This window comes from Candidatus Lokiarchaeum ossiferum (assembly GCA_025839675.1).
In the GTDB taxonomy this organism is placed as follows: Archaea; Asgardarchaeota; Lokiarchaeia; order Sigyniarchaeales; family Promethearchaeaceae; genus Lokiarchaeum; species Lokiarchaeum ossiferum.
The window spans coordinates 3142601-3163306 of record CP104013.1 but is presented as its reverse complement, the minus strand read 5'-3'; the positions used below and the strand labels follow the sequence as shown (position 1 = coordinate 3163306).

At 33.0% G+C, this 20706-nt stretch carries 17 protein-coding genes; 9 read left to right on the top strand and 8 right to left on the bottom strand.

Features of this window, described 5'->3' with window-relative positions; translation table 11 throughout:
• Nucleotides 1-25: 25 nt before the first annotated feature.
• Nucleotides 26-844 carry an HFX_2341 family transcriptional regulator domain-containing protein gene (locus NEF87_RS13415; RefSeq protein ID WP_457916204.1) on the bottom strand — a complete coding sequence of 273 codons (819 nt, stop codon included), beginning with the start codon at nucleotides 842-844 and terminating at the stop codon, nucleotides 26-28.
• A gap of 356 nt (nucleotides 845-1200) precedes the next feature.
• On the opposite strand from NEF87_RS13415, the gene NEF87_RS13410 reads away from it, so the two are divergent.
• From NEF87_RS13410 to NEF87_RS13395, 4 genes are all read left to right on the top strand, one after another.
• Nucleotides 1201-1770: a hypothetical protein gene (locus tag NEF87_RS13410; RefSeq protein WP_457916203.1), complete on the top strand. Its 570-nt coding sequence runs from the start codon at nucleotides 1201-1203 to the stop codon at nucleotides 1768-1770.
• The gene (locus NEF87_RS13405) at nucleotides 1767-2072 is read left to right on the top strand and encodes a thermonuclease family protein (protein ID WP_457916202.1); all 306 of its coding nucleotides are present in this window, start codon (nucleotides 1767-1769) and stop codon (nucleotides 2070-2072) included. Before NEF87_RS13410 ends, NEF87_RS13405 begins: the two co-directional genes overlap by 4 nt.
• Nucleotides 2073-2172: 100 nt before the next feature.
• Nucleotides 2173-4392 (top strand): AAA family ATPase, encoded by a 2220-nt coding sequence (locus NEF87_RS13400; RefSeq protein WP_457916201.1) that lies wholly within the window; start codon nucleotides 2173-2175, stop codon nucleotides 4390-4392.
• Between the two features lie 469 nt (nucleotides 4393-4861).
• Nucleotides 4862-9220, top strand: a complete 4359-nt coding sequence (locus NEF87_RS13395; RefSeq protein ID WP_457916200.1) for a hypothetical protein — start codon at nucleotides 4862-4864, stop codon at nucleotides 9218-9220.
• Between the two features lie 56 nt (nucleotides 9221-9276).
• Here the strand turns inward: NEF87_RS13395 and NEF87_RS13390 are convergent, their stop codons facing one another.
• Entirely contained in the window at nucleotides 9277-9420 is a 144-nt protein-coding gene (locus NEF87_RS13390) for a hypothetical protein (RefSeq protein ID WP_457916199.1), read from the bottom strand.
• Nucleotides 9421-9610: 190 nt separating this feature from the next.
• Between NEF87_RS13390 and NEF87_RS13385 the strand changes: the two genes are divergently transcribed.
• Nucleotides 9611-9958, top strand: a complete 348-nt coding sequence (locus NEF87_RS13385; RefSeq protein WP_457920127.1) for a GNAT family N-acetyltransferase — start codon at nucleotides 9611-9613, stop codon at nucleotides 9956-9958.
• A gap of 21 nt (nucleotides 9959-9979) precedes the next feature.
• Here NEF87_RS13385 and NEF87_RS13380 read toward each other — a convergent pair whose 3' ends face one another.
• Nucleotides 9980-10444 carry a GNAT family N-acetyltransferase gene (locus NEF87_RS13380; RefSeq protein ID WP_457916198.1) on the bottom strand — a complete coding sequence of 155 codons (465 nt, stop codon included), beginning with the start codon at nucleotides 10442-10444 and terminating at the stop codon, nucleotides 9980-9982.
• Nucleotides 10445-10562: 118 nt separating this feature from the next.
• On the opposite strand from NEF87_RS13380, the gene NEF87_RS13375 reads away from it, so the two are divergent.
• A complete protein-coding gene (locus tag NEF87_RS13375) occupies nucleotides 10563-11066 on the top strand; it encodes a DinB family protein (protein ID WP_457916197.1) in 504 nt (167 codons plus the stop codon).
• A 491-nt stretch (nucleotides 11067-11557) separates the two neighbouring features.
• On the top strand, nucleotides 11558-12526 hold the full coding sequence (locus tag NEF87_RS13370; RefSeq protein ID WP_371801949.1) for a PfkB family carbohydrate kinase: 969 nt from the start codon (nucleotides 11558-11560) through the stop codon (nucleotides 12524-12526).
• Nucleotides 12527-12556: 30 nt separating this feature from the next.
• On the opposite strand, the gene NEF87_RS13365 is transcribed toward NEF87_RS13370, so the two are convergent.
• Complete coding sequence (locus NEF87_RS13365) at nucleotides 12557-13363, bottom strand: PAC2 family protein (RefSeq protein WP_457916196.1); 807 nt, start codon at nucleotides 13361-13363, stop codon at nucleotides 12557-12559.
• Between the two features lie 280 nt (nucleotides 13364-13643).
• On the opposite strand from NEF87_RS13365, the gene NEF87_RS13360 reads away from it, so the two are divergent.
• On the top strand, nucleotides 13644-14321 hold the full coding sequence (locus NEF87_RS13360; RefSeq protein ID WP_371801947.1) for a tRNA sulfurtransferase: 678 nt from the start codon (nucleotides 13644-13646) through the stop codon (nucleotides 14319-14321).
• Nucleotides 14322-14342: 21 nt separating this feature from the next.
• Here the strand turns inward: NEF87_RS13360 and NEF87_RS13355 are convergent, their stop codons facing one another.
• Both NEF87_RS13355 and NEF87_RS13350 read right to left on the bottom strand, forming a co-directional pair.
• Complete coding sequence (locus tag NEF87_RS13355) at nucleotides 14343-14993, bottom strand: protein-L-isoaspartate O-methyltransferase (RefSeq protein ID WP_371801946.1); 651 nt, start codon at nucleotides 14991-14993, stop codon at nucleotides 14343-14345.
• A 65-nt stretch (nucleotides 14994-15058) separates the two neighbouring features.
• Nucleotides 15059-16798, bottom strand: a complete 1740-nt coding sequence (locus NEF87_RS13350; RefSeq protein WP_457916195.1) for a hypothetical protein — start codon at nucleotides 16796-16798, stop codon at nucleotides 15059-15061.
• Between the two features lie 216 nt (nucleotides 16799-17014).
• Here NEF87_RS13350 and NEF87_RS13345 point away from each other — a divergent pair, with 216 nt between their 5' ends.
• Nucleotides 17015-17560, top strand: a complete 546-nt coding sequence (locus tag NEF87_RS13345; RefSeq protein ID WP_457916194.1) for a hypothetical protein — start codon at nucleotides 17015-17017, stop codon at nucleotides 17558-17560.
• On the opposite strand, the gene NEF87_RS13340 is transcribed toward NEF87_RS13345, so the two are convergent.
• Nucleotides 17557-18525: an ATP-binding protein gene (locus NEF87_RS13340; protein WP_457916193.1), complete on the bottom strand. Its 969-nt coding sequence runs from the start codon at nucleotides 18523-18525 to the stop codon at nucleotides 17557-17559. The genes NEF87_RS13345 and NEF87_RS13340 overlap by 4 nt on opposite strands.
• A 13-nt stretch (nucleotides 18526-18538) precedes the next feature.
• Nucleotides 18539-20665, bottom strand: coding sequence for a site-2 protease family protein (locus NEF87_RS13335; protein WP_457916192.1), 2127 nt, complete (start codon nucleotides 20663-20665; stop codon nucleotides 18539-18541).
• Nucleotides 20666-20706 lie beyond the last annotated feature (41 nt).

Sequence of the window (20706 nt, the reverse complement as noted above, 5' to 3'; positions counted from 1 at the left end):
TATAAGAATTACAGCGGAATATAAGCTACTCCAGTATAAAGGAGCCAGCGAGCTGTTTCAATTCATCAGATATAAGAACCTGAACCGATTTTCCACTTTTTTTTAGTATCAGCAAATTGTTTTTCTCGAGTTTTTCAAGGGATCTGCGAAGATTCATTCTTTCTTTAGCGTTGGTATCCTTTTTGAGATTTTCCAATATTTCTTTTATCGAATTGATGTGGTCAAATTGGGCTAAATAATTGATCAATCGTTTTTCATCGGTTGAAAAAGGGTCCGATTTCAGAATTGGGATGTTCACAACTTTGAAAGGTCCTTTTGTTAGACCAAATTTTCTAAATTCCGTTTTTAATTTTTCTAAATCCCCTTTTTCCGATTTCAAGTGTTCCAAGAGAAGATAATTATTTGTGGCCAAATAGAAAAGTTTGCATATATCGGGGAATTGAGAGGCAAAAATATAGGCCCCAATTGCGAATAATTTGGATGCGGTGGAGATATTGATGTAAATTTTGTTCAATTTTCCCTTTTTCTGTTCAATTTCATAGATGTCATTTAAAATAGAAATTGTGCTCGGGAGGGAGCCGAGATGGCAATTTTTTGGTTGAATTTCAAAAAAAGTATTTTCAAATTTCTTAATGACTTCAGATGCAATTGTTTTTGAGTATTGTTCTATTCCCCATTGGGATGAGTTTTTTTCCTTATGATCAGAATTAGATTCAAAGTTACTCTTCAAGAGATAAATGACGTTCACAGGGTAAATTTGGCAGCTTTTAACAACCCGCTCATTTTCTAAACCGATTGGAACGACTAAAATATTTCGTTCTTCAACTAAATCTAAGGAATTCATTTTTTTTTTCACTAACAATATTAACAGTACGAGTGAAATATTAAAAATATTCACATTATGAAATATTGGAATTCTTGCGTGTTTTTCTATCCAACAGTGAAATTTTTGAATTTTTGTCGGTTGAGGAAGGGTACTTCTCTATAAATACCTTGATTTAAATACGCGTGTGACCTTCGTTATTGTAACGGGTAACGATCGCGCGCGTAAGTCAACGTAGATTGATCAAATAGCTTACTCGAAGGATTGATTCTGTCACACACAAACCACCACTCAGTAAAGGAAGTAATTAATTAATGTACCAATTTCAGATTAGAAAGGACGTCACCACGCAAATCTCCATAATTCGGAAGAGAATTATGAAGGGCCATAAGGTAAAACAGCTTATCCGGTTACATGACCGTACGGGAATTCCAATTAAGGATATAGAACAGAAATTTCTTGAAGATAAATTATTCGCTGCAATATGCGTAAGTAAGGACCTAAATTTGAAGCGAGGAAATACTTATCTGAGGGAATTTACGAAATATCTGACCAACCAGACTTTTATTTCAAATTTGATCACTCATTGGAGAACTCCAAGACTCTACATTACAGACGGAAAGATCACAAAAAAGCGATTGAATGTAAAATCAAGTTCAATTCATCTTTCATGTAAAATTAAAGGAAAGAGGTCCTATTTTGTTCGATTTCATTCAGATGGGAGTGGAGGTTCTCAATCAAGTAGGATGCAAAATATTGTTCGCTTGTTTGAAAATTCGGAATCAAATGAATCTGGGCAGTTTTATGCCATTTGCAGTGGTTCCTTTTATACTGACGAGCGGTTGCTAGATATTAACAAGTATCACAATTCTAATAACTGCTTTGCGCTTTCAGAAAATCAATTTAAAACATATCTTAGGAGTTTGGATGGAGGTGATAAAATATGACATCTTCAATTTCGAAGAAATACCCAACATCAAATATATATCGAAAAAAAGTAGCTGCGATTGTAGATGGAGATACTTTCATTATAACGGGTAATAAATATGTTCGAATTGCTAATATTAACACACCTGAAAAGGGAGAATCTGGTTATTTCAAAGCAAAAAGAATATTATCCTCTTTAATACCTGTAGGATCTTTGGTTACCATTAAACAAGTGGCGATTGATACCTATGGGCGAATTGTGGCCTACGTGAAATACTATGGAAGAGATATTACTGATATCATGCAAAAATATGGATATTGATTTAATTATATACGTGTTTTTTTTTTCCTTATCAAAGTTTAAAGGAAATTGAGTTTTAATCTAAAAATTTAACTACACCTTTGTCCAAAACTAATAATATATGACAATTTCGCGGTTGCATCGAATAGAAATATTCAATCTGCTAAGTTTCGATCACCAAGTATTCGAGAATATTGGGGATTTAGGCGTTATAATTGGACCTAATAATTCAGGGAAAAGCAATTTATTTAAAATTTTAAAGAGTATAAGGTCGGGGAAGCTTTTAGATAAAAAATTGATTAAGTTCAATTCCCAGAAGCATCCGGTAAAGATAAATTTAGAATTCAAATTTGATAGATCAAAGATTTTGGAATATTTTCGTGATCAAGCATCAAGGCTATTTAGGGAACATTCAAAAGACTACTTGAAAAACCCAAAATTATTTAAATTTTTCAAAGATAATCGATTCAACCCTGAGGAATCGATATTATTAGAGGAGGCATTTGAAAATATTGTATATGAATTTGAAGTAGCTCCTGGGTCAAGTTATGAAATTTTTATTAGAAGAGTTACTTTCAAAAATGGACTGATTTCCTATAATTTTGTGGATAGGACTTCAGTAGGACATGAATATTCTATTAGAAACATGGAACTTAGCAAACCAAGGAAAAAACTCATTGCTAATAGTAATTCATTTGAATGGCATTTTTTTCCAAATTCGATTTTCAATACTGGATTTCCGAATCCTGGCAATCAACTTCTGAATAATAGATCCATTTTTGATAAACGAGTTCATAGCAATCCTTTATTGCACTTTTTCTTATCACCGATTATAGATTTCTATTCCAAGATGAATATGGTAGTTGAAGATCGTTCATTCCTACCATTCTATAAGGTGGAGGCTTCTACAAAGCCTTTTCATTTTGAATATGATGGAGAAAATGTCCCACTAAAAATTCTTAGCTATAACACAAATGAGAAAGAAAAATTAGAAAAACTCAACCACTATCTGAGCAAATTGTATCCTAATATTAAAGAGATCAATCAAAATTTTTTACATCAACCAGATTATTCTCTTTATAATATTGATTATTACCCAGAAACAAACATTCCTATTGAGAAATATCCCTTGACAATTCCTTATGTATTAGAAGAAGATTTAGAGTACAAACTTACTTTTGACAAATTGGGGAAGGGGATTCAGCAATTGGTAACAATTTTAGTTGCAATATTAGAAACAAAAGAAAATGGATTGCTGTTAATTGAAGAACCGGAACTTTTTATACATCCTGATTTGCAAAAAATACTCCTATCAATAATCGAGGAAAATTTGAGCCGATTTCAAGTTTTAATTACTACTCATTCACCATATTTCTTGGATAGTATGAAAAAGGGATGGAGCATTCATAGGGTAAAACGAAGTGATAAAATAACTCATGTATATAATGAAAAAGCAGAAAATATACCACAAGTTTTTGAAGATTTAGGCATCAAACCTTCAGATTATCTCATGAATAATGGGATGATATTGGTGGAAGGAAAGGATGATGTAGAGTTTTTCAAACAAGCAATTCCGGAAATTTTAGAAGAGCAAAGAATCATACTACAACCGTTAGGAGGCAAACGAGATTTACATTATTGGGCAAATGCACAGTTGATAGAGAATTTTACCAATAAAAACTTCAAATTTCTCATTATTTTGGATAATGATGAAGGTAATAAGGAAATTCGCAATAAGAAGGCAAAAGAAATCCGAGATAAAATTGTACTACTCCCAGTGCGGGAAATCGAAAATTTATACCTCAATCCTGAGCTACTCAAAGAACTTATTGAAAGATCCAATCCAGATTCAGAGGAAGAGATTACCCTTGAAAAGGTGTCTAATCTAATCAAAACTTCTATCGATGAGACAATGAAGATGACAAAGAAGTTGAAATTCTTTTTCGAGGAGTTTCCAAAGGTATTTTCGGAGGATGAAAAAAAAGAGTTAATAAAACCGATAATCGAGGGAATCAAGGGTGGTACAACATCGGAAAATGAATTGCTGGATAATTTTCTTAATACTGTGAATATACTAACCAGCGAAAAATGTCATATATCTGTAGATAAACCGTATTATCTCAAACAGTTTGCAAAATATTCAGACCGAATACAGGAAATAGTTGCCAGTGGTGAAGAGTGGAAACATTTTCCTGGGAAGGTATTGCGCCACAAAGTTTTCATGGAGTGTGGGGATCAATTTGGGTTTAAATTTGAGGAAGGGCAATATTTTCGATTAATTCGAGAAGAGGGATTTATCAAAGAAAAATTAATTGACAATATTAAACTGAAGTTAAAGTAATTTTTTTCAAGTTAAGTCCTATCATCCGAGCATAATTTAATGTTTGAGTTAGAATTGGAAGCTTGAACACTAAATTATTTTACAAGTACAGGGAATTGAATGTGGAATTATGACTTGTAACATAAATAGTTTAAATTTGTTGAAAAGGTAAAAAATTGAAGTAATTAATGAATTATAGGAATAAGTTTATTTTAAATATTTATTCAATAAAAATCATAGCGTTTTACTAACAACGTGCAGTTTAAATACCTCTTTAACTATATTAGTAATGTTCAGATTTGGACAGATAGTAAAAAAATCAGTAATTTGATCCAAAAATCAAAAAGTCTTTTTTCGAGAGTAATTTTAGCTCATGATCCGAAAAATTTGTGCGACTTTTTCATATGGTAGGGGTTTTACACAATTAGTGATTTTTAGTTTAGAGGAAAATTTGTCTTAAGTCAGAATAATTTGATCTGGAAGTTATAAAATGAAAAATCAACAAAAATATATTGCATTTTTACTTCTTCTTAGCCTAACTCTATCCAATTCTGGAGAATTTGGATTTACAGAGGATCAAGAAGAATCTCAAAGGGAGTTGAACGTACCAAACGTTAGTAGCCAAATTTTATCCGTTTTGGTTCATCAACAATCCTATGGGGATATTGTTGGAACTGACCACCAATGGGTTGGTCATAAAGGTATTGCAAAAAGATTAGAAGGGATTCAATTAAGTATTGTAGACAATACATTTGATTGTGACATTGAATACAAAGTATATATTCAAGGAAATGGGTGGACACAGTGGATAAGTGATGGAAATTATGCTGGAACAAGAGGACAGGCACTACAGATTGAAAAATTTGCAATTCGACTAGTAAACTGTCCTGAGTATAAATATCAAATCCGATATCGTGGACACATTCAATCCTTAGGTGATTCTCCCGAATATGCTGATGGGGAAGAATGCTTTTACTTAACAGGAAAAAGAATTGAGTCGATTTACGTTTATCTTGTTGATGATACTGATAATGATGGGTTAAATGATTGGCTCGAAACGAATACTTTGGGAACAGATCCCAACAATATGGATACAGATCAAGATGGAATGCCTGATGGATGGGAATATATCAATAATTTAAATCCTCTAAATCCTATGGATGGTAGTGGGATAGGATATGATCAAAGTGAGTGCATCGATTGGAACCGCTGGAGTATATCTCAAGGTTCAGAATTAGCGGTATTGACTGATATTGATGGCCGCTATAATGCACTCTATTTATCTCAAGAAGATCCAGTAACCACTAATCCATCAGCATCCATTAATTTCAATACATTGAATGACGATCAAGATTATCTTGACTTTTGGTGGTTTTCGCCTTCAGTTGGTTCCGATGGGTACGCATATATTACATTTAAACAAGATACAGGACAACCCTTCTACTTTCCTATATGGGCTAATCACTTTGGAATTCGCGATAGTTCTGGAAGCTGGAGTAACTACTTCAATTTTGATTATTCAACGTGGTATCATGTGCATGTTGAATTTGATTTTACGAATAATGAAGTGGATTTATGGGTTGATGGGGAAAAATCACTTGTTGATGTTTCAGTCCTAGATTACTCCTTCATTAATTCCATCAATATGTATATCCACAGTGATCTTGGTGATACCAATTTTGGCTTTGATGCTCTGGGTGTGTCTTCTGAAGGGTATATAGCTTATAATAATCATTATACGATTGATAGCTTCTTTGTTGAAAATAGTATTGAATGGAATGATTTTAATATTCAATCTGGGACGGAAGTTGCTACTATTACGAATATTGGAGATCATCCGACTTCTCTCTATCTTTCCCAAGAAGATCATGTTAATTCAATAACTAGTCCAACTGTAGCTGTGTCTTTTCCTGCGGTGAATCAAGATAATGATTATATTGATTTTTGGTGGTATTCTCCTTCTTCCGATACGATTGGTTATGCATATATTTGCTTGCAAGATGGGAGTTCACGGCCCTTTTACTTCCCAATATGGTCAAATCATTTTGGAATAAGAAAGGATACAAGTGCATGGGAATATTTCAATTTTGAATGGTCAACCTGGTATCATATGCACGTTGAATTTGACTTCACAAATAATGAAGTGGATTTATGGGCAAATGGAATAAAAACTCTATCAGATATTCCAGTGCTTCCATATTCTGAAATTGACAATATTTTCATGTATACACAGGGTACTGAACAAAAAATGAATTTTGGATTTGATAGTTTAGGAGTTTCCTCCCAAGGGTATGAAGCATTTTCAAATCATCCCGATATTGAAAGCTTCAAAATAATTGGAACCACAAATTGGCAAGAGTGGACTTATAATCCTGGAACAGCAACTGCAACAATTAAAAATATTGAAAATCATCCCAATGCATTATATCTTGCCCAAGGAAACACACCAACAACAAGTCCAACCGCTTCTGTCAGTTTTAATACTATGAGTCAGGATGGTGATTCTATTGACTTCTGGTGGTATTCTCCATCGCCTTCATCAAATGGATATGCATATCTAACTTTTCACGGATCAGGACAACCATTTTACATGCCAATCTGGGGTGGTCATCTTGGAATTAGACGAGATACAGGAACTTGGATTCCAATTCTTGATTATCAATTGAATCAATGGTATCAAGTTCACATTGAATTAGATTTCAGCAATAATCAAGTTGATGCTTGGATTGATGGTCAAAAAGTGGGAAGTGATATTCCAGTTCTTTCTTATTCCTACATCAACTCGCTTGGGATGTACACACATAGTGGATATGATGCTATGAATTTTGGAATTGATGGGTTAGGAGTATCTTCTGAAGGATACAGAAGCTATTTCCATCTTCCAAATGTGGATAGGGATACTGATAATGATGATTTGTCCAATTATGAAGAATATTCTTATAATTGGTTTAATATATGGGATGGAAACTATGAAGCTCATTATTCTAGGTTAGATGATTTATCTCCAAGTGATTCTGATTCAGATAATGATGGTATATCTGATGGAGATGAAGTTTTAGTATACAATACAAATCCTTTGAATGCTTTAGCAGATAAAGATGAAGATGGTTTAACTGATAGCGAAGAAGTAACTGGATATGATTTAATTTATTCAGATCCAAATTCTCGACCAAAATTCTACAAAACATATTATTCTAATCCCTCAGAAATTGATTCAGATTTTGATGGATTGACTGATAAGCAAGAATTAGATTTTGTACGAGATGATTTAAGCTCTGAAGCTACTGGCATCTATGAATATGAAGGTTATGTGAACCTTAATCCTACAAATCCAGATTCTGATGGTGATACATATAATGACGGATATGAGCATTATGAACTTACTACGAATCCTGGATTAGAAGATACTGATAGTGATGGGTTTACTGATGATGACGAGATCAAGTTGTATTTTTCTAATCCAAAGGATGCTGGATACCCTGTTACGGATAATTATGAGAATGCAGGTATTGGAACAAATCCTTCTGGTTATACTATTTCTGAAGGAACAGATTGTTCTGTTAATGTTATAATTTCTCCAATAACTGATTATTATGGAAGGGTTATAGAATTTGTAGATTCCAGTACTGGAGGAATTTTAAATAATAAAAAAGTGAAAATTAGTAAAGATATTGAAATGGATAATTATGGAAAATATCTTTTCACATTTGAAATCGGATACACTGGCATTCCAGATTTTACAATCATTTTCAAAGATAATGATATTGTTTCCTACGAAGATTATATTAGATTAAGTTTGCACCAAACTTATGGTGATTTTCCAGAAAACGTTCTTTCGGTCACTAATGATGTATATGGCAACAGTTATATTGGTCCTGATGATATTTATTGTTTGCCAGAATCAAATCGCATGTATAAAATCGATTTACTAATGGATATGGATAATAATCAATGGCAAGCTTGGGTTGATGGTGTGAAGATCGCTGATGAACCTCGTGCCAGCACTGAAATGTGGGATGTAACGGAACTCGAAATCTATACAAGTAATACTAATGATGCTTCCTTCCAAGTCTATATGGATAACATAAAACTTGGAAAGGCAGTTGAAAATTCGGTGGATTTGATATCTTCTGAAAAGATTGTCATTCCAGAATATCGAATCTATATTCCAACATCTCCAAATGGGATTAATTTGGATTGGGATATAACACCAGGTTTAACATCTTTTTCTACAAAAAAAATTGAACTAAAAGCCGGTGTTTCTATTGGATCTAAAGATACAGGAGGTGCAGGTATTGATGTTGAATTAGGGGAATTAGAAAAAGTCTCATTCACTGTTAAAAATCCTATCCTTAATATTGAAGAAGATGTGATAGTTGGAATTGAATATTGGGGAAACGTTAAAGGAATAGGATACAAATACGAAGATGCCAATTCTGTTCACGCTTATCAAAGGATTATTTTGGAGCAAGATCCTAGCAAAGAAATCCTTCGCTTCAGAAAATTCTTAGGTGAATTCAATACAGATTATCCAGGGATTACTTTTGATCCCAGATCTCAATATTACTCTCAACGTGAACAAATCGGTATAACTGAGGAGTTATTACCAAATAATCCTTGGGAAATTGAAATGGTGAATGATCATGAGTATAATCGAAACTATGGTGCTTGGACCACAATTCCTGTTGGGCCGATAACTCTTAAATTTGAATCTCAATTAAAATTTGAAGAAGGAGAATCATTTTCTTTAAAATTTGAGACATTTATTCCTTCGGACACCGACTTATTTGCTAAGACTTTCACCATAGATTATCATGGAACAAAAGCTTTTTGGATTGAAATTGTTTAATTTTTTTCTTTTTTTTTTGAGTTTTTGATTAATTAAAACTTTATCATAGAGAAGGATTATACTCGAAATCTTACGCCAAGCAATTTTCTAGGAATTTTGGTGTTAAGAATTATGTATTTGAGTGCATATGGTACATCTTCGGTAGAGCGGTCGGCTGTTAATCGGCAGGTCGCAGGTTCGATCCCTGACACCTGCGCCATTTCTCTTTCCTTTTAATTCCCTTTGAAAACAAGGTTATTTCTTAATTTAATATCATTAGTGATACCAGAGGAAAGTTGGTGTGGAGATACGAAAAATCAACGAGGATGAAATCGGAAAATTAATTCCGCTTTATCATCATTATGCAAGCCAAGAAAATTTCCCACTATTAAATGACAAGAAAATTTAGAGATCTGGGATCAAGTACAGAAAAGCCCGTGTATTACCTATTTCATTGGAGAAGAAGATAAGAAAATAATTGCTTCTTTTATTTTGACCATAACACCCTCTTTCATTCGGGGTGGGGATGGTTATGGGTTTCTTGAACATGTGGTGATCCATAGAGATTATCGTCGCAACGGTTACGGGAAGGCCATAGTGAATCATGCTTTGAACTTTGCCTGGGATAAAAAGTGTACCGAGGTAATGCTGTTGTCAGGATCAGCCAATGAACGAGCTCATAAAATGTATAAAAAAATAGGGTTTGATATATTGCGCAAGAAAGGATTTATTATCTATTCATCGAGAGATCAAAAATAGATGATTTGTATTTCTGGGGAATTACACGACATCATCTAATGTGGAGACAAACCCTGTTTTTATCCCTCGTTGAAATCCTGCTTTTTCATAAAATTTTAAAGTCCGCGGCTGTTTGGAACCAGTGAGTAAGACCACTTTATGGCAGCGATGTTTTTTAGCCCATTTTTTGGCATAGTGGAGCACCTTTTGCCCAAACCCATGATTTTCATAGGCTTTAGCGGTGACGACATTTTCTATAAGACCCAATGGTCGGACTCCATGAGTTAAATTCGGGATGATGGCTAAGTTGCAAGTTGAAACGAGCTTATTATCATATTCAACAACGAAATAATGAAGATGTGGATTGACCATGATGGAATTCCATGTTACTTGAATAATATCGGGAGAGGGTAGGGGTTCAACGTTTGAGGGAAAATAGGAGTAGAGCTCCAATAATTGGTCCAGTTCATCAGGATTGATTTTGCGTACCACTGCTGGATTGGTCATGATAGAATAACAAGTGTAAAAGTATATTAATTTCATGAAAAAAAATTTCAATTCTTTTTGGGATCTGATAAATTTTCATCCACCAAGTCTTAAATATAGGATATGTTCTATTTAATGTATGTCGCAATTACAGAGCGTTAAGGGAACATTATTACATTTGTTAAACAACCAAATGAAAGTCGTCGATAAACTACTGACCAAAATTTCTGAAGATGCTGTGAATTTTAAACCCTGTGGGGATGAAAGCTCTCTATCTTTAGGGGAATTGGTGGCACATATGTATGAGATGGTATTTGCCTATTCGAAAGCAGTACGAAAAGGGAAATTGGAAAATGAAGATTTTGCAGAAATTCCAACCCCAAAAACAGGTGCTACACTGGATCAAATTAAAGATTATATAAAGAAAATAAAGACTTACTTCCACGAAACACTTGAATCGTTGACAGAAGACAAATTGCAGCAAGAAATTACCTTCCATTGTTGGCATGGATTCAAATTAGCTGGAATCCAAGCCTTGATGACAATTCAGGAAGAAGTTGTGCATCATCGGGGACAATTAACCTTATATATACGATTATTAGGGATCAAACTCCCTGTTGGATTTATCTACGATTATAGTTAAGGTATTTTTTTTCTTTTTCTTTTCATGTATTGGGAAATTGTTAATAGAAATACTGATCTTTCCTGCGAGATATTAATTATATCTTAAAATTTTGAATTGATTTTGTTTTAAATCCGATGGAAGGTAAATAAGGGTGACCGACATAATTGAATTTTCGATCTATTTCTTGTAATCCATAACAAAATAACGGGGTTAAACCTATCATGAATAATCTCAGAATTTATATTCTTTGAATTTATTAGAATATTGGTCTCCGCATGAATTTTATTTTGTCTTTTTGGATGGTGATGGTCACATCACCTTGATTTCGCCCCGTTCCGGGGTACTTTCTTTTACGGACCATATTGGTCCGCTGTTCATGCGGGACCTTTAAATTTACGTATTCATTGAAGGGAAACTAGCCTTGTTCATCAACAATTGATACTTTTTCAGTTCCTTTTTGTTTGGATTCTAAAACCTTTTTTTTTTGGATCGGTTAAACCAATGTGATTATGAGTAATAAAGATATTCTTGTATTAGGATCTATTGCCTATGATTATATAATGGATTTCGGAGGGGATTTGAATAAGAATTTGACTTCAGATCCAGAGAAAAAAGTGTTTAATCTCGCAGTAATGCCACATTCAAAGAAAATAAATTTTGGAGGTACCTCAGGTAATATTTCATATAATATTGCACAATTGGACAGTCCAGTGCAAGTTATCACTTCTGTAGGTAAAGATTTCATTGATTTAGGCTATCAAAAACATATGGAGAGATTTCCCTCATTAATTTTCAGAGGAAATATTCATTCTGATTTATTTACTGCTTCATGTTATATTGTGAATGATGAGAATCACAATCAAATGATTATTTTTCATGAAGGAGCAATGAAAAAATGTCCCGAAATCAATTTGAAAAAGAAGAATATAACAAATTCGGGGATAAAGATTGCATCAGTAAGTCCAGATAATGTTATGGCTATGATGGGATGGGCAAAAGAATTGAAGTCGCTTGAGATACCTTTTATCTTTGATCCAGGGCAGGTAACGCCCGCTTTTTCTAAAGAAATGCTTGAAGAAGTGATCCCACTCGCTTATATGCTGATTGGGAACGAATTTGAAGTCAACATGATTCTTGAGAAATTAAATATGTCAATCGAGGATTTATTGAAAATAAATTCTAGAGTTATAATAACAAAAGGCAATAAAGGTTCCGATTGTTTCTTCGATGAGGAAATCATTCATGTTGGCATTTGTAAACCTTCGAAGGTGTTAGATACGACTGGGGCTGGAGATGCTTTTCGAGCGGGTTTATTAGTTGGTATAGCTAATGACTGTTCCATTTTAGAAGCATGCCAAATGGGTGCCACTTTATCTTCATTTTCTGTTGAAACTTTAGGACCGCAAACTCAGAATTATACCTCATCATCTGCTAAGGCAAGATATGAACAAAATTTTCAAAAAAAGTATCCATTGTAGTTTTATTTTTTTTTCATAATTAAATGAAAATTAAATGTATAGAGATTTATCTACATCTGCCAGCTCTACATGAGGTTGAATAGTTTCCAATTCTTCTTCCAATTGCTTTCTTTTCGTTTCTAAATCTTTAGAAATTTCTGTTATTCGATTTTCACTGAAATTATTTTTTATTGGTAGATTGAAGTGCTTCCCAACTAATTCGAGTAAATGAATTGATGCTTGTAAATCTGTGATATTTTCATTCATTATAGCAGAATTATCTGTTTCCGCTAAAAGAACAATACCTTCCATGCCAAAACGAGCTTTTGCCAAGGTGGGAATTAATCCATTGGATCCAATAATGACTCCTTTACTAACTTTCTTTGCTTCACCTGAATTCGAAAATTGGTCAATATATTTAGTTTCTGTGGATGTGATGTAGATACTTCCTTGTTCAGCTTTTGCGTTCTTAATTGGATAAGCCCCTAATGCCAAGATTTTGACTACTCCTAATTGGTGGATTAATGTTGCAATATAATCTGAAATTTCATAGATACCACGAGGCGACATTGCTTGAGCATCAGCTGTAATTAAAATTAAATCTTGTTTCTTTTTTGGATCCAAGTAATAGAGAATTTCTGCTTTGGGTGTGGATAAAAGACTTTCGTCAACAATCGCCCCAGCGGGATAATCGTTGAAAATAATTTCACAATATTTTCTTGCTTTGAAAATACCAATAAGTTGATCAACTGCAAATTTACCAATGTCTGCAATACCGGGCATGCCAATAATGCATAATGGGTGATTAAGGGAAGAAGGGTTAAGTTCATCTAGTTGTATGAGGCGGAAGTTTTGCATGGGGGTCACCATAACACCAACAATTCTGATCAAAAATGGATCATATCTATAAACTGATAACATCGTGATATGCTTTGATCGTAGTTTCTTGTAGGGTTTCTTAATTAATCCACAACAAATTTTTTCTAATCAATGGGATTGTCACGAACATAATATGAATAAAATACGTAGATAATATCTTGGATCTTTTCGTGTAAAATGAAAATCCATAGATCAGATAATGACTTTTAAACCTAAATCGAAAATTTGATTTACATTACAAAGCTATACACATTGGATCATGCTTTCTGAAACTGATTTTCTCGATATATCTCCTTCTTTTGTGTCTTTATTATCCACTGGATTAGATAGCCCCATCGCTTCCTATCTTATCATGAAACAAGGGTATAATTGTTTTGGACTTTCATTTCTTAATGGCAAAGAAAATAGGAACTTAAATAAAGAAAAAATAATTCAGATCGGAAAAAAATTGGTTGAATTAACCAAACGAAAGATGCGTTTACACTTTGTGGATTATGATGCGATAGTTGAAGTTTTTAAAGAGAAATGCGAACCGAAGTTAACATGCGTTATTTGCAAGCGGACCATGATTCATACCGCAGTATATTTAACTCATTTTTATAAAGCTTCGATGATTGTGAATGGTGATATTTTAGGAGAGCAGGCTTCCCAGACCTTAGATAATTTATATGCGGTTCATCAAATTAATAAAGAAGTTCCTGTGGTTCGTCCACTTATCGGTTTTGACAAGTTGGACATTATTAAAATCAGCCAAAAAGTTGGGCTATATGAATTGAGTTTGATTAAAGGTCCTGCTTGTGAAAACAATCCAAAACATCCTGAAACTCGAGCTAATGTGCAAAAATTATTAGTTGCTGAGTCAAATATTGACCGGGATGAGATATTAAAGAATATTCTGAGTCTAATTGAGTTTATCGATATAGAACCAGAAAATTAAATATATAGTTTATCAACAAGTTTATTCTTTGAATCCAAATTTCCCAATTAAAGGGACAAAAATGACTTTAGAAACGCACTTCTTTTCAATTGAATGTTCATGTCTTTTGATTACTAATAGATCTTGAATCCAGCGTTGTTTTCCAGTTGGAATACACATAATTCCTCCATTTTCACTTAATTGTTGAATAAGAATTTCGGGAATTTGAGGGCTTGCTGCGGTTACCAGTATTCTGTCATAAGGTGCCTCTATTTGGTGACCACATGAACCATCACCTGTAATGATTTCAATATTGTCGTAATTTAGTACTCGTAATACTTTTGAAGCTTTCTTGGCTAAACGTGGAACTCGCTCGATCGAATATATTTTTCCCTTATTTCCAACTATTTCAGCTAAGAGGGCACAATGATATCCTGATCCAGTACCTATTTCTAAAATTTTTTGTCCTTTTTCTATTTGTAGATATTCACACATCATTGCATTCATATGTGGGGCAGAAATCGTTTGTCCACAATCAATTTGTAAGGGATTATCTTCGTAGGCCCTATTTTTCATATTTAAGGGAACAAAAAGATGTCGTGGAACCTTCTTCATGGCTTCAATTATCATTTTTGACTCTAATATTTTTCTCGATTGCAATTGGGAAACCATATTCAAACGTTGTTCTTCCATTTCTATTGTATTTCCCTAAATCCGACTATTTAAATTAATGGAGAATAGAAACTTAAAAAAAAAATTCATTCCAACAAGCTAAGAATTCTAGATGCTTCCATTTCGACATTTAATTCTTCAAAAGAATTGATGCTTATTTCATAACTTTCAGAATAATTGGAAAATCTTGCTTTTCCCCGAAAGACAAATTCTTTGCCCACTAAACTTTTATTTCGTTCTTTTAAGAAGGATTCTAATTCCCCTCCTTCTTGGAGTTCCACAATTCGATCTGTCTTTTCTCCAATGAACTTTTCAGCACGTTCTCCCATTAATGTTGCTCGAATTGTGCTACTTTCATCATCCAGAAGCAAATTTATTATCATTCTATTAACCTGATCTCCTGGATTATCACATTTACAGTTTTCATATTTCCGATTACACGTTGAACAGGCTGAATATGTCGTGATCCGATTAATTTCCTTTATTATTGATCCTTTGAATTCATAAAATTCCGGTTCTGTTATATCTTCAATATTCTTCCGATCAAGTTTTTGAAAAGCATTTTTTGAAGCAATTGGCGCAATGGTCTTATTAGTCTCAATAATTTTATCTATTTGAGTAATTACTCCGTTTCGAGTAAGAGTCGCTTCCATTTGATTTGAATAGGAATTAATTTTTGCCATAAGACTTTCAATACTCAAGACATCTCCAACTTTGAGAGGTGTTTCGGGAATTTTTTCACCCCACACATTGACCCTTATTGCATCAGTTTTATCTGCTAAAACAAATTTTAAAATATTTTTTTGAGATCCATCACGTAGATTAATGGTTTTAATATCATCAATATCTTGAATTTTTCCTTCGATAGATCCAAAGCCTCCTTTAGTATTTAATTCTTGAATAGTAATGATCTGGCCTGGTTGGGCATTAGGCTTAGCTGAAGAATGATTAATATTACCTCCATTTTGGATTATAATAGTAGTATTCGAGGTTGCTGTCAGATCTATTTTTGAATTATCTTTATAATTTGGTTTCGGAGTAAGTCTAGTGATCTGAACTGTATGACCTTCGACAATATCATTAATTTTCTCACAATGATCTCCCCAGAAGGTTATGTAAACACTATTCTCATTTTCTGATATAGCAATTGAAGCACGTTTTCCTTTGCTTCCATCCTTTCGTGAGAATTCTTTCGGCGGAAATATCGAACTTACAATTCCTTGAATATTTACATAAGGCATTTTTATGGAAATTTTTCCAAGAGGGGTTATAGAAATTTTGGATGAATTCTTCCCATCAGGAATCAATTTATAATCTACATTGTCTGGTTGAAGTTGAATTCTGCTTTTTCCGCCGATATGAATTTCAAGAGCACCAGTTCTTCCCTCTTTAATAAACCCATTTACTATTCTCACTATTTCGCCCGAAGAAAATCCATTTTCTTGTAAAATCTGGGCATGATTTTCTCCCCATGCCAGGCACCGGATCATGTTGGAAGTATCTTCAATAATAAAAGGTAACAAAACACCTTGACTTCCATCTTTTTTATTAAATTTACGAATGTCTTCAATTTCAACAATTCTTCCCACAGTGTTTGCATTCATTCGTGGTTTTAAATCAATAATTTTTTGATCAACTTCCATATTCGCTGCTTCTTGATTTGATTTTAAATCGATTCCTAAATTTTTTGCGACGATTACAATTGCTCCCTCTTCATCAATTAATCCACTTAATTCTTCAATTTGTTCTTGGATTAATTTCTTTATGTCATTTCGAGCGCGACCTGTTTTTTCAATAATTTTCTGAATTGTTTCTTCAAAATCCATTTTTTTCACTAATCACTATTTCACTTCTAATTAAAAAGTAATTGTTCTTGTGATTTAAAAAGTTCTATAATCAATTTCTTCTAAAAAATGAACCTAAGAAAATTTTTTTTTTCTTTGTGAAAATTATGAAAAACAAGAAGTTCCAAAACAATAAGCGAATTTTTTTTAGGATAAAGAGTAATAGTAAAACACATAGAAAAATCAAAGTTGATCTCGATGGCGAAGAAATCTAAACAAGGTATGATGAACATAAAACCTTTAGTTTTTAAAGGTTCAAAGGATCTCATTCAAGCTATATCATCTACAATAGAAGGCATACAAGCAACGAAAGTAATACAGACATACGTTATGGAAAATAATAATTTGAAGCTAGCTGTTGGAAAAGATGGGAAAGGAATTTTTGCGGGAACCGTAAAATGGATTGGGAATAGAACTGATGGAATGCGAGGAACAGTGTTTTGTGTTCAAAAAAGTGCTAAGGATGGGGAAATTCGATTAATCATCCCTACTGAAGACACCGCTCAAGATATTGGCCTTGATGCAGGGAAATCTACAATCAAAATTAATAGCAAAGAATCTCTAAAATGTTCGGTTTGCGGAAAAGGAATCAAGATATTTGATGAAGTATTAGCTTGTCCATTATGTAATTCGAAAGCTCATTCAGATCATCTTTTAGAATGGATTAATATGCGTCATTCTTGTCCAATTTGCAAGAAAGGCCTAGGTTTAGATAATAACAATGCTCCGATCCCTACGGATTAGATGTTGCAATTTAAACTTTCTTTCAATTCACAAAAATAGCATAATTTCCTTTTTTCTCCGCATGGACTTTTACATTTGATACAAAAATTACGGTGGTCATGGGGATCAAAAGAAGTATCTTGATCAATTTCAATTTTTGTATGATCAATAATTTTTTCATTCATTTTCAGTAGGTTGTATTTAATTTCAGCACTTTGATCTTCCAATGCATTAATGAAATTTTGAATTTCTTTCCTGAGAATGAAAAATTTCTCAACATAAGGACAAGGTGTGGTTTGAATAGGTATATCCATGTAGTAACAATAACGACTTATTTCCGCTTCTGGTACTTGCATAAGGGGTTTGACTCTTGGAATAAAAAATGAATCTGGATCAGTAATATTCCCATTCGGAGGATGCTGTAAAATCCTTTTTAGATCATTTCGAACAATATTTTGAAGGAATGTTTCAGTTTGATCATCCAGATTATGTCCAATTGCAAGTTTGTCTGCTTGTAGAGATTTTGCTTTTTTATTTAAAAGATGTCTTCTTACTGTGCCACAGATTGTACATGCATTTATCTTCAAATTGGGTAATTTAGGAATTATTTCATCCAGTGATTTGCCAAAATTTTCCTTAAATTTGACAATATGAAGCTTTACATTCCAAATTCTACACATTTGTTTTGCAATTTCAGTACTTTCGTAGCGATATCCCTCAATGCCTTCGTCAATTAATATTGCTTCAATGGGAGGCGATTGATGATATCTTTGTTGTAGTTTCATTACATTATAAAGTAAAACTAAAGAATCTTTTCCTCCAGAAACGCCCACAACTATTTTTTCCGTTGGGCTGAACATATTGTACTTTCTAACAGTTTTACGTATTTTGTTTTCAATCGTAGTGCAAAAATGTTCCTTACAAACCGTTTCATTTGAAATTTTTCGATGATACACCGCTGGTTTTGAACAATATTGACACTTCATATTATCTCCTCAATTATAACCAAAAAAGAGTTTTATTGAATTTTATTGTTGAAATTGCAAGACTTGCTAACAATATTATCCCAATTGCCCATGAGATACTTTTATAAACTTTTTTCTTGATGGGTTCTTTGAGATCTTGTTCATATTCGATTTCAACTTCAATTAAACTTTTATTTTTCAGATCTTTATATGATTTTATTTCAATAGTATCAATAAAACCATCAGTTGAAGTATCATGAGGCTGGTATTCTAATTCGCGCAATTCAAAGGTACTTTCATCTTCTAAATTAATATCCTTCTTATTTTCTTCGTCATTCAATGGAATTAATTCTCTCACACCAATAACATGATGAATTCCTTGAGTCATTAAGTGTTGTTTTTGATCTTTTTCACTATATTCATAATGTAATCTTTTTCGAGCATTAAGATTATAATCCTTAGTTCCAAATATTAGATTGATTATTTCCTTTACCAATCGTCCACCATCAAATATAGTTGTTGGTAAAAGATTAAATATTGCTAAGCTAAACATTATAAGAAAAGTATAGTAAAGAAAAGTATATAGTTCAATTGGGAATAATCCCCCAAATAGTCTTCCAATCCCATTTTTAGGAATCCAGTATGTTTCTGAAGTTAATCCTATAAAAACTGGAATTACTGGGATTTCTGAGGTATTTATTGAATAATTTTGTCCTTCATTATCTGTAAAAATTAAAATATCGCCCACTTCAGGGTTGATGAATGTTTTTACAAATTCCTTGAAAGAATATTCAGTTAGATTTAAAGAAATTCCATTAATTTTTTTGATAATTACCCTTTCTGGAATATTTCCTTCATTATTTCCAGATTCTGTAACATTTTTGAAAACATTAGTTACATTTAGTGAAAAATTATCAACTTTTGATAAATTCAATCCGGTATATATGTCGTGAAAAACATGAGCTCCTGGAGCGGCTGGAAAATAATTTACATTTATTTCATAAATTTCATTCGTATTTGATGTTAAATTTAACTTATAATTTGGTTTTCTCTGAATCAAAATATTTTCTAACGTAATTCCGCTAGCATTATTTAATGTATTGTTTCCTATTTTTGTAATAATCGTGTTGACTGGTATTAATCCTTCATTATTTCCACCATTAAGAGAAGGATTGATAGAAGTAATGTTAATGGCAGTATTATTATAAAATTGATAATCGAAACCAATAAAAGGTCGAAATCCTAATACCACTTCTTTGTCATAAAAGCTCCTGTTTTCGGCATTATAACATGTTAACAGGAGAACATCCTCTGCTGAGACTTGGAGTGCTGTGCGATTACTTAAAATATCTGTCAAACTTGCTGCATTATTTGAATCAACAGTTGTTCCATTGATTTTGTATACAATGTCCCCAACCTCTAAATTTTCCTCATTAAATCCTCCCATTTGGGCTGGGACCACTGCTGTAACTTGGAAAGAAGCTGATTCATAACTTAAGTTCATAATTTGCGGAAATGAACTAATTAAGAGAAAAGCTAATCCTGCCCAGACAACATTGGTCCAAACTCCCGCTGCCGCAACCCTCAATCGAGTTTTACTCGAAAAAGTTCTTGAATATAATTGGAATTCATCAACTTCCACAAAAGCACCATAAAGAATTATGAAAAATAGACCTGCTCCCATAATACCTGCTGATTTAACATTCACATCATCGTTTTCAGCAGCAATTGCATGAGAAAACTCATGAACTGTCATAGTTAACAGAATTGGAAGAATCAAAACCTGAAATTGGGGAAGAGAAATTGTGACACCTGGAATTAAAGGCATAATTGCATTTTCAGGTTGCGGATCTATGATTAGATGGAAGAAATTGGATACGAAGAAATAAAGAGCATAGCACATAAGCAAGAAAGAGACAATAACACCTATATTCCACCAAGCTCTCCACAATTTTCGATTTTTTTGAGCTATTTTTTTGAATAATTTATTGAAAAACCTAAATCTGAATAATGCTAAAAATGGAAAGAAAATTGATGCATTTTCCTTCTTCTTCCCTAAAAATTTCACTAAAACAAATGCAATCGCCCAAAATACTATAGATATTATGAACAGTGGATTTCTAATTACTTCAACAATAAATCCAAGAATATCAAATCCCATGACTTAAGCAAGGAAAGATGAATTAAGAAAATTCTTCTTGT

Excerpts from the sequence above, each read along its gene's own strand:
- NEF87_RS13415 (WP_457916204.1), bottom strand. The coding sequence starts at position 844 with ATGAATTCCTTAGATTTAGTTGAAGAACGAAATATTTTAGTCGTTCCA.
- NEF87_RS13410 (WP_457916203.1), top strand. The coding sequence starts at position 1,201 with ATGAAGGGCCATAAGGTAAAACAGCTTATCCGGTTACATGACCGTACG.
- NEF87_RS13405 (WP_457916202.1), top strand. The coding sequence starts at position 1,767 with ATGACATCTTCAATTTCGAAGAAATACCCAACATCAAATATATATCGA.
- NEF87_RS13400 (WP_457916201.1), top strand. The coding sequence starts at position 2,173 with ATGACAATTTCGCGGTTGCATCGAATAGAAATATTCAATCTGCTAAGT.
- NEF87_RS13395 (WP_457916200.1), top strand. The coding sequence starts at position 4,862 with ATGAAAAATCAACAAAAATATATTGCATTTTTACTTCTTCTTAGCCTA.
- NEF87_RS13390 (WP_457916199.1), bottom strand. The coding sequence starts at position 9,420 with ATGGCGCAGGTGTCAGGGATCGAACCTGCGACCTGCCGATTAACAGCC.
- NEF87_RS13380 (WP_457916198.1), bottom strand. The coding sequence starts at position 10,444 with ATGACCAATCCAGCAGTGGTACGCAAAATCAATCCTGATGAACTGGAC.
- NEF87_RS13375 (WP_457916197.1), top strand. The coding sequence starts at position 10,563 with ATGTCGCAATTACAGAGCGTTAAGGGAACATTATTACATTTGTTAAAC.
- NEF87_RS13370 (WP_371801949.1), top strand. The coding sequence starts at position 11,558 with ATGAGTAATAAAGATATTCTTGTATTAGGATCTATTGCCTATGATTAT.
- NEF87_RS13365 (WP_457916196.1), bottom strand. The coding sequence starts at position 13,363 with ATGCAAAACTTCCGCCTCATACAACTAGATGAACTTAACCCTTCTTCC.
- NEF87_RS13360 (WP_371801947.1), top strand. The coding sequence starts at position 13,644 with ATGCTTTCTGAAACTGATTTTCTCGATATATCTCCTTCTTTTGTGTCT.
- NEF87_RS13355 (WP_371801946.1), bottom strand. The coding sequence starts at position 14,993 with ATGGAAGAACAACGTTTGAATATGGTTTCCCAATTGCAATCGAGAAAA.
- NEF87_RS13350 (WP_457916195.1), bottom strand. The coding sequence starts at position 16,798 with ATGGATTTTGAAGAAACAATTCAGAAAATTATTGAAAAAACAGGTCGC.
- NEF87_RS13345 (WP_457916194.1), top strand. The coding sequence starts at position 17,015 with ATGGCGAAGAAATCTAAACAAGGTATGATGAACATAAAACCTTTAGTT.
- NEF87_RS13340 (WP_457916193.1), bottom strand. The coding sequence starts at position 18,525 with ATGAAGTGTCAATATTGTTCAAAACCAGCGGTGTATCATCGAAAAATT.
- NEF87_RS13335 (WP_457916192.1), bottom strand. The coding sequence starts at position 20,665 with ATGGGATTTGATATTCTTGGATTTATTGTTGAAGTAATTAGAAATCCA.